Raw genomic sequence first — 16,888 nt, 5'->3', positions numbered from 1 at the left:
TCAACATGGCTCTGCGATTAAGTTTCGTCCATCTTTATGCCGTATTTGTGTAGTTTAGCGGCTGCAAAAGTCAGTCGCTAATGGCCGGAAAGCGGTGAACGCGCGTAAGCTACTGACCAGTACCCGGTATGGGCGATTGACACATGACAACCCAGTTTTTATGTCCGAACAAAAACCATTGATTCTTATTACGAACGACGACGGCATTACCGCCCACGGCATCCGCACGCTCGTTGACTTAATGAAGCAAATCGGTTCGGTGGTGGTCGTCGCCCCGAATAGCCCCCAATCGGGTATGGGCCACGCGATCACCATTGCGAATCCCATACGACTGTATCCATCCGATATTTTTGGCGATGTACCCGCCTACGAGTGTTCCGGCACGCCCGCCGATTGTGTTAAACTGGCAAAGAATCACGTACTGAAAGACCGGGCTCCCGACCTGGTTGTCAGCGGTATTAACCACGGCAGCAATTCATCCATCAGTGTTTTGTACTCAGGCACGATGTCGGCAGCGATTGAAGCCGCGATTGAAGGCATTCCGGCAATTGGTTTCTCCCTGGGCGACTTTACCCGCCAACCTGATTTCTCCCATACGCACGAACACATTCTTACCATTGCCCGAAACGTGCTGGAACGGGGTGTGGAGCGCGGTACGGCCCTGAACGTAAACTTCCCGATCCGTGGCGCCGAGCCGTTGAAAGGCATTCGCATCTGTCGGCAGGCCAACGCCAAATGGCAGGAGGTTTTCGATGAGCGACGCGACCCGCACGGCCGCCGGTATTTCTGGCTGGCCGGTGATTTTGTCAACTTCGACACTCACGCCGAAGACACGGACGAGTACGCCCTGTCACAAAATTATACGTCCATCGTCCCTTGTAAGTATGACCTGACAGCGTATACGATGATGGACAAACTGACTGAATGGAAACTGTAAATTTTAATGAAGCATGATGCGTGAAGAATGAGGAAAAAGGGACTGCTATCTGGCGTGTTTTATTCCTCATTCTTAACACATCATGCTTTACGCATCGACAAACATGGCTTTATTAGGTAGTATGCTCAAAAACGGGATTCGATTATCGAATGTCGTCCGACTGCGGAAGTTCAACGCCCTTCGTCAGCAGCGCAAAGTCTTCCGTAAGCTAATCCGCAAAGCGCAGTTTACCGCTTTTGGTGAAGCCTATCACTTTGATGACTTACTCCGGGCGGCCGAATTCGGCACCGAACGGGAATTCTATCAGAAATACAAGCAGAATGTGCCCATCCACGATTACAACAAGATGTTCGATTCGTGGTGGAAGAAAACGCTGGCGGGCGAACCCAACGTGACCTGGCCCGGAAAAGTGAAATACTTTGCCCTCAGCTCGGGTACCTCAGAAGCCGCGACGAAGTACATTCCGGTTACCAAAGCGATGTCGAAAGCCATTCAGCGGACCAGCATCCGGCAGATTCTGACCCTCGGAAAATACCAGAACCTCCCCTCCACGCTGTACGAGAAAGGCTGCCTGATGCTGGGCGGTAGCACTGACCTGAGCGTTCGGGAAGGCCATTACGAAGGCGACCTGAGTGGCATTACCGCCAGCAAAATCCCCCTCTGGTTTGAGCGATTCTATAAACCCGGCCGCGACATTGCGCAGGAGCGCGACTGGGCGCACAAACTGGACGAAATAACGGAACAGGCTGCGGGCTGGGACATCGGCTACGTGGTGGGCGTTCCGGCCTGGATCCAGTTGCTGATGGAGAAAATCATTGCCCGCTACAAAGTCAACACCATCCACGACATCTGGCCAAACCTGATGGTGTTCTGCCACGGGGGCGTTTCCTTCGAACCGTATCGGCAGGGCTTTGAAAAGCTGCTGGCCCATCCGATCACCTATATTGAAACGTATCTGGCTTCGGAAGGCTTCATCGCGTACCAGACCCACCCCGATGCGGAGGGTATGCAGCTGGTGCTCAACAATGGCCTCTTTTTTGAGTTCATTCCTTTCAATGAGCAGAATTTTTCGGCCGATGGCGAGCTGGTCGAAACCCCCGAAACCCTGATGATCGACGACGTGGAAGAGGGCAAAGAATACGCCCTCCTGATTTCGACCTGCTCTGGCGCGTGGCGCTACCTGATTGGCGACACCATTCGGTTTGTCAATAAAAGCCGGGCTGAAATTGTCATTACCGGCCGTACCAAGCACTTCCTGAGCTTATGCGGTGAGCACTTATCGGTCGATAACATGAACAAGGCCATCGAAATGGTTTCCGACGAGCTGGGCATCTCCATCCGGGAATTCACCGTAGCGGGCGTAACCTACGATACCCTGTTTGCTCACCACTGGTACATCGGCACCAATGACGCCGTAGACGCCAACGTACTCCGCGACCGACTGGATGCCAAACTCAAAGAACTCAACGATGATTACGCCGTTGAACGCCGACACGCCCTGAAAGACATTAGCGTGACGGTACTACCGACCAAAACCTTCTACGACTGGATGGCTTCCCGCGGCAAAATGGGCGGTCAGAATAAGTTTCCCCGCGTCCTGAAAAAAGGGATGATTGCGGAGTGGGAAGCGTTTTTGACGAAATGAGGAGTGATCATCCCGACGTTCTTACGTTAAGTGTGGTGTCAGTTTCTTAAAACTGACTTGATAGGTTTCTTAAAACCGTATAATTAAGCTGGTTAACGCGGTTTTGAAAAACCGCTCATGTCAGTTTTAAGAAACTGACACCACTTTAACGAGTAAGAAGTTAATAGTTTGGGTACAATTCATATTCTTAGCTTTTCACAGCACGGGCGGCCCCGTCTTCATTCTTCACTCAAAATCTCACCAGTCCAACGCTTTCGATAGCGGCTCAAGCAACCGGGTGTAGGCAATATTGGCGGCTCCGATCAGGAAAACAACGCCCGTTGTCCGGTTGAAAATCAACACGACACGGGGCGTAAAGAGCCGTTTGAGTCGGTTAGCGTAGTAGGCCAGCGCCGATTCGGTCACGAAGACGCCTACTAGAGCGGCAGCCATAAAGCCGTATTGCTGCCCGACGGAATAATGCAGGTGCGACCGGATATAGGCCACGATGGCGACCCACGATACAAAGTTGACGGGGTTGAGCGCGTTCAGAAAGAAGCCGGTGGTGAAGTAATAGACGAAATTACCAAAACTCGTTTTAGGATACGCCAGCCGGGGGGTTCCTTTCAGGATATTGACCAGCCCCATGGCTACCAGGAACAGCACCCCGACAATGGCCATGAAGTTCTCGAAACCCTGCACTTTGGGAATGAACGCAGTGCCCAGCAGGGCCGCCAGCACGAAGAGCGTATCGCCGGTAATAACGCCCAGAACGATTTTCATTCCCGAGCGAAACCCATTATCAACACTGTTCTGGATTAAGGCAAAAAATACCGTTCCAAATGTCAGGCAAAGCGCCACCCCGACCAGGAAACCGAAAAGGATAGGTAAAAACACAAGCAGATTTTCGTTTGTTGGTTGTTGTTCGTGGTTTTCTATTCCAGCTTATGGTAGCCCAGTAGAGCACCATAGTGACAACTAACAAACCACAGACAACTCACTAAGTTTAAATTCCACGCAGCCGGGCAACGATCAGCAGACCACTCACGCTAAGCGAGTCAGTGATCCGGCTCGTCATGGCCATCTCAACGGCTTCGGCAAGGGGCAATTTCCAGACGCGCAAGTCTTCCGTTTCTTCGGGCGCATGATCGCCCTGCGTCAGTTCCTCGGCGATATACAGAAACCCCTCCTCATCGGTTGCCGAATTGGACGTATGGATGCGGGCCACTTTCGTCCACTTCTGAGCCATCAGGCCCGTTTCCTCCTTCAGTTCCCGCCTGGCCGACTCCAGCGGATCGGTACCGAGCGGAGAACCGCCTTCGGGGATTTCCCACGAATATTCATTCAACGGATACCGGTATTGCCCAACGAGGTAGGTGTTGCCATCGGCATCAATCGGTATCACACCAACGGCCTTGTTTTTAAAACTGACGACCCCATAAATGCCGGGTGTACCGGCGGGGGTGATCACCTCCTCGTGCCGGATGGATAACCAGGGATTCTCGTAGGGTACGGCTGAATTGAGGGTTTGCCAGGGATTTTCGGTCGAATTCATACAGACGCTAAAACGGTTCTCAATGTGGGGTACGGCCTTTTGTGCAAACTCATTCAGAGTCTGACTGTCGGCGCCATTTCCCGATAAAGCCGCTAAGTTATCACCTTTCCCCCATACGCGACGACAAGGCCCAACGCCTTTTTGGTAATATCCACCCTCAATCAGATTATACGATTCTCGTGGGCTACGCTTAAATTGGGCCAGATTTGCACGTTCAGCCTACTGTTTATCAACATGAGATCCCTTTTTCTACTTCTTCTTTCCCCGCTGCTTATTCGTTCGGGCATTGCCCAGCCAATTCGCTACGACGTCTCCTTCCCCAATGCCATTCACCACGAAGCCCAGATTAGCCTGACCGTTTCGCAATTGCCAAAACAAACGGCAATTTTTCGCATGAGTCGCTCATCGCCAGGCCGGTACGCTACCCACGAGTTCGGCAAGAACGTGTATGATGTGCGGGCGTACGACGAAAAGAATCAGCCCCTGACGGTTGTCCGGACAGAGGGCGATGTATACACCGTACCAACCCACAAAGGCACCATCAGACTGAGCTATACACTCTTCGGCAATTATCCCGACGGCACGTACATGGGCATCGACCCGAAGAGTATTCACCTGAATATGCCCGCTACGTTTATGTGGGTCAAGGGGTTCGACCAACGACCGATTACGGTGAAATTTACCCTGCCAGGTGACAACATGGGTGTTGTGGCGACCCAGCTAGTCTCCACCACGGATCGATACACCTTCACTGCCCCCGGTTTGCAGTATTTCATGGACTCGCCGGTAAAGATCGGTAAACTGGCCGTCAAGGAATGGCAGCGAACCAATACCGATGGCAAGCCAATCACGTTCCGGGTGGCGCTGGAAGCCGCCGTCGCCGATTCGACCGCGAACGGATTTTCTCAGAAAATTGCCCGAATTGTGGATCAGGCGAAGGCGGTTTATGGCGAATTCCCGAGCTATGATTACGGCAATTATACCTTTCTGGCGAGCCTGAATCCCTACGTTCGGGGTGATGGTATGGAACATCGAAATTCCACGATGATTGCCGTCCCGATCGCGTTCACCGGACCGGAGAAAGTACTGGGCGTGTTCGCGCACGAATTTTTCCATTGCTGGAATGTCGAACGCATCCGCCCCAAAACGCTGGAACCCTTTAATTTCGAGAAGAGCAACATGAGTTATGAACTCTGGTTTGCCGAGGGTTTCACGCAATATTATGGCGAGCTGCTCCTCGTCCGGGCTGGTTTTACGCCGATCGATGACTATGTGAACACGCTGGCTGGCCTCGTGTATACTAAACAGCAAACGCCCGGTGCTACCCGTTATTCGCCCATTGACGCCAGTTGCCATGCCGTGTTTGTCGATGCCGGCGTAGCCATCGACCGAACGAATTACGGCAACATGTTTACGTCCTATTATACCTACGGCGCAGCGGTTGCGCTGGCGCTGGACCTCGAATTACGCCAGCGCAACCAGTCGCTGGATACGTATATGCAGGCCGTCTGGAAACGGTTCGGCAAGCCCGAGCAACCCTATACCGTTGATGGTTTGCAAAGCGAGCTGGCCCGCCTGACAACCCCCGAGTTTGCCCGTTCTTTCTTCGGTAAATACATCTACGGCCATGAGCCTATCGATTACGCTTCCCTACTGGCCAAAGCTGGTTTTAGCGTCAAAAAAGCGCAGGCAGGTAAAGCCTGGATGGGATCGATCCGGTATGCCGAAAACAACGGCGGACTGACGGTGCTGGCCAACACCATTCGGGAAACACCGGCATACAAGGCTGGCCTAGATATTGACGATGTCCTGACGGCCGTTGACGGACAGGCTGTTACGAAAACGGAAGCGCTTCAGGCAATTCTGGCGCAGCACAAACCCGGCGATGTCATTCAGCTAACCTATACCCACCGGGGAGAAGCAAAAACGGCGGCCGTTACGCTGGCCGAAAACCCGGCAACCTCCGTTGAGCCCTACGAAAAAGCGGATCTATCCCTCACGCCCGACATGCAGACGTTCCGGGCTAACTGGCTGGGAGCAAAAGCCGTAAACTAATCGAATGCTTTCCTTAGTCCTTTGTTCGTGGTAAAAGGCCCCAAACCGGCTACCACGAACACCACTTTTCCCCCGCCGAATTGTTACCTTTGCCGTTTACAAATCGTCTCCGGCGACTTCAGTTAAACCTACATCCTGTCCCACAGCTTCATGAGTGCCAGTCAACAAACGAAATACCGATGGATGGGCATCTCGCTGGGACTGAGCATAGCGCTGCTGGTACTCAAATTCACGGCTTATTTTCTCACTTATTCAACCGCTATTCTAAGCGATGCGGTCGAGTCCATCGTGAACGTCATTGCCAGCGGCTTTGCGTTTTATAGTATCTATCTTTCCGGCCAGCCCCGCGACCTGAACCACCCGTATGGGCACGGAAAAATCGAGTTTCTATCCTCGGGGTTCGAAGGGGCCATGATTCTTTCAGCGGGTCTGGTCATTATCTGGCAGGCGATACTGAGCTTCTTCGAGCCCAAAGTTCTCGCGAATCTGGATTGGGGATTTGCCCTGATCGGGCTAACCGCCGTGGCCAATGCCTTTGTTGGCTGGATGCTCATCCGATCGGGAAAACAAACCGACTCAGCGGCTCTGACCGCCGATGGTAAACACCTGCTCACCGATACCTTTAGCAGTATCGTGGTGATGATCGGCGTGGCGCTGGTTGCCTATACCGGCAACCACTGGATTGACAGTACGCTTTCTCTATTCCTCGCCCTTGTGATCATCTACAATGGATTTCAGATCACCCGCCAGTCGGTTGCGCGGTTGATGGACGAAGCGGATGTGCCAACCCTACACCGGGTGGTGAATCTATTAAACGTTCACAAAGACCGGAACTGGATTGATGTACACAACCTGCGCGTGCAGAAATACGGCGCCGACCTGCACATCGACTGCCATTTGACACTGCCCTACTACTGGAAACTCAATCAGGTACACGAGGAAGTACATCATTTTGAAGATACGCTCAAAGACGGTTTTCGGGGTGAAGTCGAGATTTTTGTGCATACTGATCCCTGCGAGAAAGAATGCTGTCACTACTGTCGCGTGGCGAATTGCCCCGTTCGAGCGTTCGCTTTCCTCAACGATGTAGACTGGACCCCGGATAACCTGCCGCTCAATCAGAAGCACTTTGTCCCGTTGACCCTGCCGGGGGCTTAATTCTATTGGTCATTTACGGTATATTTTTCCGGGCCAGGTCTTTGCTCTTACATGAGAAGCAATCAGCCTGCCTTACTCGCGTTTGCCCGGCTTTCAGGAATCGCCCTTTCCTGGATTTACCTCATAAGCACCTGTCTGTCAGGATGCAAGCCAGCTTCCACACTCAACGTAGCTCCGCCAGTTACCCCACCCATTGCCGCCACCGTAACAACGCCATCGTCAGCGACGATCTCAGCCCCCGTTGTATACGCAGCCAGTTTCGACAATAACCTCTATGCGCTTGACACCACAACCGGGCAGCCCCGCTGGGTTTTCAGCGCCGATACGTCTATTCAGTCAAGTCCGGCCATTGCCTACGGGATGGTCTATGTCGGTAGCAACGACTACAACCTGTATGCCATTGACGGCGATACCGGCAAAAAACGGTGGGCGTTCAAAACCGGCGGGATCGTGTATTCGAGCCCGACCATTGCCAACGGTATTGTGTACGTAGGCAGTCAGGATGGCAACGTGTATGCCCTTGATGCCACTATCGGGAGCTTACTCTGGCTGTTTACGAATACGTTCGGGTTTTATTCCAGTCCAACTGTCGCGAATGGGCTTGTTTACATTGGGGGGCAGGATAACCGCATCTACGCGCTGGATGCGGCCACGGGCCTTCGGCGCTGGATATCCAGTGCCGAATACTACATCCTCTCCAGCCCTATCGTTGCGAATGGAATCGTTTACGTGGGTAGTCAGGATGGTAAGCTGTACGCGCTCGATGCCGCCACGGGCAAGCTACGCTGGACGTTCAAAACCGGCGCAGCCGTCGATTCCAGTCCACTGGTTGCCAATGGGGTTGTGTATGTCGGCAGTGCCGATCAGAGTCTTTATGCCCTCGACGCGACTACCGGTCAACAACGCTGGTCCTTTCCTACCAACGGTATCCTCTATTCCAGCCCGGTTATTGCTAATGGGATCGTATACATTGGAAGCCGGGATCATACGGTATACGCCGTAAATGCCAGCACGGGTAAACAGGTGTGGTCATTCAGCACGAATTACGATATCTACACGACGCCAATGGTGGCCAACGGCGTGGTTTATGTTGGCAGTAATGACCAGAGTATTTATGCCCTGGATGCCGCTACGGGCCGAAAACGCTGGAGTTTCCGAACCGGGGGCATCGTGGTGTCCAGCCCGGTTATTGCCCAGAAGAATCGAATAACCGGGACGTACCCGACCATTAGCGGGGGCAGCAAGTGACGTTACAACGACTCACAGACCCGTCCCGCCAGTTAGACAACGAAACCGCATAGTAGCCCTCAATTGGTATGCTCAAGGCTTTTTTCCGACAAACCCTTCCCTGGTGTGGACTCGTTTTGGTAGCGGTGTCGCTCCACAGCTGCATCGACTCCTACGATCCCGGTGCTCCGTTGAACAGCAACTTGCTGGTCGTTAGCGGCATTATCACGAACCTGAACGAAACCCAGACCATCAGCCTTAGTCGTTCCCGGTCGACAATTGATAGCGGCTCGATCAATACACCCATTCGGCGGGCCACGGTCACGGTTCTCGTCAACGGGACAACGCCCGTTACGCTGCTCGAAAGTCAACCCGGCACGTACAGTTTTCCCGACGATTTTAGGGGCCAGGTCGGCACGACTTATCAACTGCGCTTTCGAACCGAAGAAGGCATTAGCTACGAATCATCCGTCGAAACGATGTCGGCGGTCTCGCCCATCCTGAACGCGTACGATCAGTTCAACCCACAGGGGCCAAAGACAACGGCCGACGGGTTAAATGTGCCCGCCAACGACGTGTATATCGATTTTCAGGACCCGGCCAATGCCCGCAATTTCTACCTTTGGCGATGGCGGCTGTACGAACAGCAACTCTGGTGTGCTACCTGCCAGCAGGGTCGCTACATTGTCCTGGACGTTGGCCCCGTGGGCAGCGGCCCGATTGATGTTCTAGGCTGTGTACGCGATACTACCTTGAGCCTGTCTATCCAGTTCGATTACCCCTGCCGGGAGCTGTGCTGGGATATTTTCTATAATACAGACATCGACGTTTCGGCCGATACGTACACCAATGGGCAACTGCAAACGGGCCACAAAGTGGCGAGTGTGCCTATTTACCAGCGCAATCCGGCACTGATTGTGGTCCAGCAGCTTTCGCTGTCGCCCAATGCCTATCGCTATTATAAACTCTTTACGGATCAGGTTCAAAATACGGGTACGCTGGCCGACTCACCACCCGCTCCCATTTCGGGGAATATCAAGAACCTGGCCAACCCGACGGAGAATGTGATCGGCTATTTCTCGGCCGCGGCCGTAACCGAAATTCGCCACAAGATCAAACGTCAGGATGTAACGACGGGTACGTTTCAGGGGTTGTTTTATGCCATAAACGGTCGTACACCACGCCTGGAATCATCGTTACCCGGCAGTAGTACCTACGGCGGCAGTGTCGCTTCGGCGCTTTGCGTATCCAGCCGCACCCGTACCGATCAATTTCCACCCGGCTGGAATGACTAACGAACTCTCTACTCGCTGAACGGATGCGCCGATACCTACTTATATTAAGCATTTATCTGCTTTTCAGCCCGGTTCTCCAGGCTCAGATGATGGTTAACCTGAACGGAGTCGTTCGCGATTCGGCCACGGGAAAACCACTGGTCGGCGCAGCCATTGTTGTCGATTATCGCAAAGCGCTCACGGGTACGAGCACCAACGAGCAAGGCCGTTTTTCCATCGATCTGCCCGCTGGTGAGCATACCGTCGTGGCCCGATTGATTGGCTTTACGCCCGTACGCAAAACCGTTCGCCTTTCCAGCGATCCCGTAACGATCCAGTTGAATCTAATTTCGGTTGAAAGTCGGCTGGAAGAAGTCGTCGTGACGACCAAGGGGTTCGACCAAACGGTTCGACAACCCATTCTGGGCGTCAACCAGATCAACATGAATGCTTTACGAAAGCTGCCGGCCGCCCTCGGCGAAGTCGATTTGTTACGCGGTTTGCAGATGCTTCCGGGGGTGTCGAGTGTTGGCGAGGCCAGCAATGGTGTCAACATTCGGGGAGGCACCACCGACCAAAACCTGATTCTACTGGACGATACGCCCATTTTCAACCCAACGCACATGTTTGGGTTGTTTTCTATTTTCCCGTCCGAGGTTATCAGCACGGCTGATCTGTATAAAGGAAACGTACCGGCACGCTTCGGTGGGCGGGCGGCCTCCGTGCTGGACGTGTCCCTGCGAAATCCTGACCTGAACCAGTTCAGCCTGTCAGGCGGGGTCAGTCTGGTTTCGAACAAACTCACCGCCGACATTCCGATTGTAAAGGGAAAAGTTGGCCTTCTTATTTCGGGGCGCGGGGCCTTCAACGACTTTCTCCTGCCGATTGTATCGGACCGACTGGCGAACATACGTGCCAGATTCGGAGATGCTGTCCTGAAAGCATTTTGGCGCATCGACAATAGCAATACGCTAACTCTGACGGCGTACGGCAGTAAAGACGAATTCAAGACCGATCTGCTGGCCAACCTGCCCAATGTGAACGGAACGGCTACCCGCTACGACCACCAAACGGTCAATGTGATGGCACGCTGGTTCCGAACGTTATCGCCCCGATTGAACCTGCAAACGACGGGTATTTATGTACACTATGTGCCCAAAATCCTGTCGCCTGAATTAAGTGGCAACGTTGTCAGTTTGCGGTCGTCGGTATTGCAGCGGCAGCTAAAATCGAACCTGAACTTCCAGCTGACCAATCAAAAGCTCGAGTTGGGCGTTAGTGGCACTCATTACCGCATTGAGCCGGGCACCTTATTTCCTGGCCGGAGCGAAAGCGTCAATTATGTAACCACACCAACGGAGAATGCCCTGGAGTTGGCTATCCACGCCGATTATGAACGAAGTTTCAGCGATAGACTGGCTATTTCGCTGGGCATTCGGTACTCCCAATTTTTATCGCTGGGCCCATCGCTGGTCAGGCAGTATGCGCCCGGCGAAACCCGCGATGACTTTTCGGTGATCGATTCGATCCGGTATGGCGCGGGTCAGCTAGCCAAACAGTACGGCGGTCCGGAACCCCGGATTGGCATTCGCTATACGCTGAGCCCAAACGCATCGCTCAAATTTGGATATAACCTGATGCGCCAGTATTTACAGGTTGTCACAAACACCACGACGCCCCTGCCCACCTCGCGCTGGAAAACCTCAGACCCGAACATAAAACCACAGATCAGTCAGTTGCTCACCGCCGGTTATTTCCTCAGTTTCAAGGAGAATATTTACGAACTCACGCTGGAAGGGTACTGGCGGATCACAGAACACATTATCGACTACCGACCGGGCGCTGATTTTTTACTTCAACCCTTTCCTGAAACCCAACTGTTGCAGGGACGTAGCAGAGCCTACGGCATCGAGACCATGATTTCCAAGAAGAAAGGCGAGCTAACCGGTTGGCTGAATTATACGTATGCCCGTACGCTGAACCAGGTGTACGAAGGTGCCTCTGTTGAGCAAAATGTAAACGCCGGTAACTGGTACAAAGCCAGTTATGATCGCCCTCACACGGTCAATGCCAACATGACAATTGATGTTGACCGGCACAATAGCTTTGGGTTTACGTTTGCTTACAGCACAGGGCGGCCCTATTCGGCCCCAACGGGTTTCGTTACGATCGAAGGGGCTCAGTACCCCTATTATGGCGAACGCAACAATGAACGATTACCAGCCTACCACCGGCTGGATTTCGCCTGGAACATTTACAGTCCAGGCATGCGAAAACGGCGTTGGGAAGGCCGCTGGGCCTTTACCGTTTATAACCTGTACGGCCATAAGAATGTCTATTCCGTATTTTTCAAAACCGAGAATAACAAAACCAACGCTTACAAGCTCCAGATTTTTGCCGCTCCCCTTGCCTCTCTCTCCTACAACTTCGTTTTTAAATGAGGCTTTGCTACGTTATTTCGACTGATTTTTAAATTCGGCAGAGACGTTTCAGGCCTTGTTGCTACTGGTTCTGGGTTCTAGGACGAACGAGAAATCTTTACGCACAAGTCGGCTTTCCCGCTAAGAAGAAATCCATGCTAATTTTATCAGAATAGTTGTATTTATTCTTTTTATTTACCAATTTTGTTTCACTTGTTACGGAGGTAACAGACGAAATTGCTTTTTTTCAATTCAGGTTGTATTCAAAAACCAGCAAAGAACGGCCCTTTCCAGCGAATTGGGGCCGTTTTTTCTTTTTAGTAGAACTGAGTCAAACGCCTGTTTTTTGATCAACGTGTTCTGGCTGATTAGAAGCCTGTGGCGAATTCAGTTTAAACCACTATTTGAGGCATCAATCGCAAAAAAGAGGCTTGACAGGTCTTAGCCAACGGTACTTCGTTCAGCCTACGCCAATGAGTTGCTTTCTGTTGTCGCCAACGACGAGCTTGGCTTTGTGTACAGTACACTTTCGGGCTTTGAAAGAAGAGTCCTGGTTATTGAAGAACAATGCGAACCGCTTCTGATTTACTCGATCCATAAATACCCCGTAAGTAGTAAGTACCTCTGGGCAGCGCATGAACGTCAATATCAACTTTGAGTCCGTTTTTTAACGCATGCTCGGAATATTGCCCCTTTATCTTTACCTCTTTAACGACAGTATTGCCGTCATTCACTACCTGAAGAGTGTTGGGCAGGTAATGCTCGTCTGTATCCTGATCAAAGCTGGCTGTAACCAGATTACTGGTTGGATTAGGGGTTACGCTGTAATACCCCCCGTTACAGTTACTGATGAAAAACGTGCGGGATGTTCCCCCCGTCGTGTTACAAGCGGTGTTGGTGACGTTCATCTGAAGAACAAAGCCACCCTGCGAACCAGCGGTCAAGGTCGCATTGACGTCATAAGAATAAAAATAACTGACGTTACTACTGCCGGTGGGAATGGACCAGTTATAGCTGTACTGGGAGGCAGGCAACAGTATACTGGATTGATAGTTACGCGTGTTGCCTACGCAGAATGACGAGCCATTATCGCCACCACCCGTAGCCGCAAACGTGATATCACTACCGGAAGGAGTGCCTATATACCGGGTGATTGTGTTTGTCTGTAAGTTGTTGCAGCCTGGGATTACGCCATACGCACTAATACTACCAAACGAGTTGTGTTGCGCACTCACCTGGCTGTTGGTACTTCCGTAAGTGGTATACGATGAAGACCCGTTCACGGAGATGCCCCCTGTCGTCTGCCACTGTATATTCATGGCTGGTTGACCCGTAAAGTTAACGGCTGCCGAGATAGCACCCGATTGTCCGGAAGAGCATAAATTAGGTGTTGTTACAAAGGAAATGGGTGGTTTTCGGCTTATATTTACCGTAATGTTCGTATTCCCCTCCCATAGTTGGAGATGGACGTATCCATCTGACCCATTCGTACTGAGGGTTATATGAAAAAAAGCTTCACTACCACTGCCACTTTGCGCCCCGTAGACAGAGTTGATGGCGTAACCAGAAGATGCGTCCCAGAACTTAGCCCCTGGTAGGCTCGAATTATCAACGGGTGTTCGGTCCGTTCTAACATCGACATTGGTCTGGTCACAGTTTATGTATACGGTCTGACCATCATAATAATGACTACCATTGATGGTCAAACAATAGTAGTTGTCAGCCAGGCAGTTACCAGCGGCTACGCACAGGGCCAAACCAGCGGCCACAAGGGAGGTTATGAAATTTTTCATAGCAAAGTAAAGATTTGGTGTACATATAGATTAATATTGATTAGCAGCATTAACTTAAAGTTAATTATTATGTTTGTATAATTTTTTATTGATTTAATTATAAAACTTACGAATACAAGTAGTTTTAGCCGCCTTAAGCTAAGTATATACTGCATAGGGAGCGGACGGGTTTACCTATAAAAAGAGCGTTTTCAGTAGGCGTGCCCTCGCTGATTCTTAGTTTCCAGGAGGTTATTCCGGACATCCTTATGGGTTTCAAGTTCCTTCCTACGCTGTTAAACCGTTCGATCCAGGGGACTTGATCCAGGTTAAACTGGCTACTTTATAGTAGGTAGATTTTTTGAAAACCTGATCAAGTGTAAACGCGCGTTTTTCTTATTTTTTAATCTTGTTTTCATCCCGAAGGGGCTATAATTTAGTCGGATTGTCCTTTTCATTAGGCGAAAATGAGCTTTCCCTACAGTATAAAAATAGCCTTTTCGTCTCATCCTTTTTATGACGCTCTCTGTGGGAAGAAGAACCCCAACTTCAGGTAAAATACGGGTTGGTGAACCGGTTCATGTAATGCCCGTTCAGCGAAGCATATACTGAATTCTAGCCTTTTGCGTCAATTTTGCCACGTTTACTTCGCTTCGGCCATCCGGTCAACTTAGTATCTGATGAATGACACACTTTTCCACAGAACGACTCAATGTAAGCGTGTATGGAGACCCGTCGACGGTGGCTGATTTTCATGGTGATGCAAATGAGCTGGTTGCCGGTTAGTGCGCAGACCGCTACGGGCCGGTATCCACACAAAGCCAAACACCCGGCTGCGCAGGTGGCTTACGTGGTTATTTGCGAGAGTCGCAGTTCGTATGCGTATTACAGCAGTATGTGCCGGGACTTGGCCCAGTGTACGCATGGGGTTAGCCAGGTATCGGTAGCCCAGGCCCGTAATGCGGGGTATATACCCTGTAAAATTTGTTGTTAAAAGCGATGATCGAACTCCAGCGTGTAATATCTGGTGGCCAGACCGGTATCGACCAACTTGGCTTGGAAGTAGCCCGGTCGCTGGGCATCCCCACCGGCGGTATGGCACCGAAAGGCTATCTGACTGAGAACGGACCGGATGAGCGGTTGCGTGACGTATACAACTTGACAGAGCATCCATCCGCCAGTTACCCGCCCCGCACGAATGTGCAACAGTCCGATGGAACCGTACTGTTGGGTTTGATTGCCGGTGGCACGAAACTAACGCTTGACAGTTGCGAAAAAGAAGGGAAACCCTACCTGGTGAACCCCACGGCCGAAGCGTTCCGCACATGGCTGATCGATTACAAAATCAAGGTGCTGAACGTAGCGGGGAGTCGGGGCAGTAACCTCAATCATGGCCAATTACAGACCTACCGAAAACTGCTGTATGACGTACTGATGACGAATCAGCGCCTTTCGGTTCTGTTCAGTACCCCCCCCGTACAATGGGGACTTCGTGGTGATCCATACTTATGGAATGAGTTAGCTGAGGTCGCTAAAACGCTGCTGCTACCAGCGACTGAAACCGAGTTAACGGATCTGCTGCACAGCCTGATCCGAAACTTACTTGGTCACGAGTTAGTGCCCGGTAAGATGATTGCTGTTCCGCGGTTTGCCTATGGCGGCATGAGTAGTGGAATGGTCGGGTCAGATTTCTGGCTGAATACTGCTATTCCCCTACTGAAGCAAAGGTTTATTGACCTCAGCAGCTTGTAACGTGAGTTAGTGTTTGTAGCTGGTCCAGTTCATCCAGCGAAATCCTTTTGGGATTCTGTGTGCCTGGCACTTTCCTGAAAATATCGATTTGTTGTCGATATGCGGAATCTAAGCGGGTTGCATGGTCAGGTCAAAGGCCATCGCTTGCGCCTGAATCCTTTCTTTAAGGTGCGGGATAGAGTCGGCAAACAGTTCCTGGATGGTTTCCTCGTGCAACAGGATAGTTGGACGACTATATCTCAGCTGACTGGGTGGTAGTATGTTCATCAAACAAGTAAGCTCTGGTTTGTGAACGATCTAAAAAAAATTCCTCATCGGCTATCACTCGGTCCGCAACTCCCGGTGATTTTTGACTTAAAGGCGTTGATTGATTTGCCATTAATACGTCCTCGTCTTAGTGAATGAATACCCAGGTGACGGTTTTTGTACGAAACGGCAAAATTACCCAATACTGAATTAGCCGGGTGGGCTAAAACGTAGTCGGTTGTCAGAATAAGTAACTACATCTTCTGACAACCGACTACGTTTTACTTAATTCACTACATTCAGCCGGTAAAAGAATGACGAACTATAAAAAGCGCCACCCGTAATGTTTGGGCTGGTATTCGACGCCGAAAACGATTTCCCATCGGTCAGTTTCATGGTTCCGTTGATTTCAAAACGGTCGCCATTGGCAATGTCGGCCGTTGTCAGTTTAGTGGCTGTCAGGGCTTCCGCACCAGTAATGGCGATGGTAGCTCGTGGGTAGCCCGTTGTAGCATCCTTGGTATAGGCAGAAGCCGCAATGGACTTCAGGGCTACGGTTGTTCCGGTGATGGTTCCATTGGCAGGCGTTGCGTCAACAAATTTGATCGTTAGATCGTACGACGCAAATAAAGCGCCCTGATTAGCCGTAACGGCTTCGGCAACAAACTCCATCTTCGTGCCACTCATATTGGCTTTACTGACACTAAACGTCGTATTGGCAACCGGATAGGGCGTAACGGTACGCATGTACCCACCGTTCTCAAAGTCGCTTACTTCGAGGTGAGTGATCATATCTGTTTTGCAGGACAGCGCTAACAAACTCCCCACTGCCAGAATTAAATATTTTTTCATGTCAATTTAGTTTTTG

At 51.3% G+C, this 16,888-nt stretch carries 14 protein-coding genes; 9 read left to right on the top strand and 5 right to left on the bottom strand.

Features of this window, described 5'->3' with window-relative positions:
• The first annotated feature begins 160 nt into the window (after positions 1-160).
• Both surE and ACYU8Y_RS04805 read left to right on the top strand, forming a co-directional pair.
• A complete protein-coding gene (gene surE, locus ACYU8Y_RS04810) occupies positions 161-937 on the top strand; it encodes a 5'/3'-nucleotidase SurE (RefSeq protein ID WP_460934745.1) in 777 nt (258 codons plus the stop codon).
• 103 nt (positions 938-1,040) lie between these two features.
• The gene (locus tag ACYU8Y_RS04805; protein ID WP_460935193.1) at positions 1,041-2,582 is read left to right on the top strand and encodes a GH3 family acyl-acid amido synthetase; all 1,542 of its coding nucleotides are present in this window, start codon (positions 1,041-1,043) and stop codon (positions 2,580-2,582) included.
• A 237-nt stretch (positions 2,583-2,819) separates the two neighbouring features.
• Here ACYU8Y_RS04805 and ACYU8Y_RS04800 read toward each other — a convergent pair whose 3' ends face one another.
• Both ACYU8Y_RS04800 and ACYU8Y_RS04795 read right to left on the bottom strand, forming a co-directional pair.
• Complete coding sequence (locus ACYU8Y_RS04800) at positions 2,820-3,458, bottom strand: LysE family translocator (RefSeq protein ID WP_460934743.1); 639 nt, start codon at positions 3,456-3,458, stop codon at positions 2,820-2,822.
• A gap of 109 nt (positions 3,459-3,567) precedes the next feature.
• Complete coding sequence (locus ACYU8Y_RS04795; RefSeq protein ID WP_460934742.1) at positions 3,568-4,116, bottom strand: NUDIX domain-containing protein; 549 nt, start codon at positions 4,114-4,116, stop codon at positions 3,568-3,570.
• Positions 4,117-4,350: 234 nt separating this feature from the next.
• On the opposite strand from ACYU8Y_RS04795, the gene ACYU8Y_RS04790 reads away from it, so the two are divergent.
• The 5 genes from ACYU8Y_RS04790 to ACYU8Y_RS04770 all read left to right on the top strand — a co-directional run bounded on the left by ACYU8Y_RS04790 (position 4,351) and on the right by ACYU8Y_RS04770 (position 12,271).
• Positions 4,351-6,171 (top strand): M61 family metallopeptidase, encoded by a 1,821-nt coding sequence (locus ACYU8Y_RS04790; RefSeq protein WP_460934740.1) that lies wholly within the window; start codon positions 4,351-4,353, stop codon positions 6,169-6,171.
• A gap of 150 nt (positions 6,172-6,321) precedes the next feature.
• Positions 6,322-7,329: a cation diffusion facilitator family transporter gene (locus ACYU8Y_RS04785; RefSeq protein WP_460934738.1), complete on the top strand. Its 1,008-nt coding sequence runs from the start codon at positions 6,322-6,324 to the stop codon at positions 7,327-7,329.
• A 51-nt stretch (positions 7,330-7,380) separates the two neighbouring features.
• Positions 7,381-8,577, top strand: coding sequence for a beta-alanine-activating enzyme beta-propeller domain-containing protein (locus tag ACYU8Y_RS04780; RefSeq protein ID WP_460934737.1), 1,197 nt, complete (start codon positions 7,381-7,383; stop codon positions 8,575-8,577).
• Positions 8,578-8,645: 68 nt separating this feature from the next.
• The gene (locus ACYU8Y_RS04775; RefSeq protein WP_460934735.1) at positions 8,646-9,851 is read left to right on the top strand and encodes a DUF4249 domain-containing protein; all 1,206 of its coding nucleotides are present in this window, start codon (positions 8,646-8,648) and stop codon (positions 9,849-9,851) included.
• 23 nt (positions 9,852-9,874) lie between these two features.
• Complete coding sequence (locus ACYU8Y_RS04770) at positions 9,875-12,271, top strand: TonB-dependent receptor (RefSeq protein ID WP_460934733.1); 2,397 nt, start codon at positions 9,875-9,877, stop codon at positions 12,269-12,271.
• A 533-nt stretch (positions 12,272-12,804) separates the two neighbouring features.
• On the opposite strand, the gene ACYU8Y_RS04765 is transcribed toward ACYU8Y_RS04770, so the two are convergent.
• The gene (locus ACYU8Y_RS04765; RefSeq protein WP_460934731.1) at positions 12,805-14,043 is read right to left on the bottom strand and encodes a hypothetical protein; all 1,239 of its coding nucleotides are present in this window, start codon (positions 14,041-14,043) and stop codon (positions 12,805-12,807) included.
• A gap of 703 nt (positions 14,044-14,746) precedes the next feature.
• Between ACYU8Y_RS04765 and ACYU8Y_RS04760 the strand changes: the two genes are divergently transcribed.
• Together ACYU8Y_RS04760 and ACYU8Y_RS04755 are read left to right on the top strand one after the other, a co-directional pair.
• On the top strand, positions 14,747-15,016 hold the full coding sequence (locus ACYU8Y_RS04760) for a hypothetical protein (RefSeq protein ID WP_460934729.1): 270 nt from the start codon (positions 14,747-14,749) through the stop codon (positions 15,014-15,016).
• 5 nt (positions 15,017-15,021) lie between these two features.
• Entirely contained in the window at positions 15,022-15,774 is a 753-nt protein-coding gene (locus tag ACYU8Y_RS04755; RefSeq protein WP_460934727.1) for a YpsA SLOG family protein, read from the top strand.
• 108 nt (positions 15,775-15,882) lie between these two features.
• Here the strand turns inward: ACYU8Y_RS04755 and ACYU8Y_RS04750 are convergent, their stop codons facing one another.
• A complete protein-coding gene (locus tag ACYU8Y_RS04750; protein WP_460934725.1) occupies positions 15,883-16,041 on the bottom strand; it encodes a hypothetical protein in 159 nt (52 codons plus the stop codon).
• Between the two features lie 264 nt (positions 16,042-16,305).
• The gene (locus tag ACYU8Y_RS04745; RefSeq protein WP_460934723.1) at positions 16,306-16,872 is read right to left on the bottom strand and encodes a hypothetical protein; all 567 of its coding nucleotides are present in this window, start codon (positions 16,870-16,872) and stop codon (positions 16,306-16,308) included.
• Positions 16,873-16,888: the final 16 nt, after the last annotated feature.

This window comes from Spirosoma humi (genome assembly GCF_054776575.1).
The sequence above is the reverse complement of the archived record's forward strand: the minus strand, read 5'-3'. Positions and strand labels throughout refer to the sequence as shown.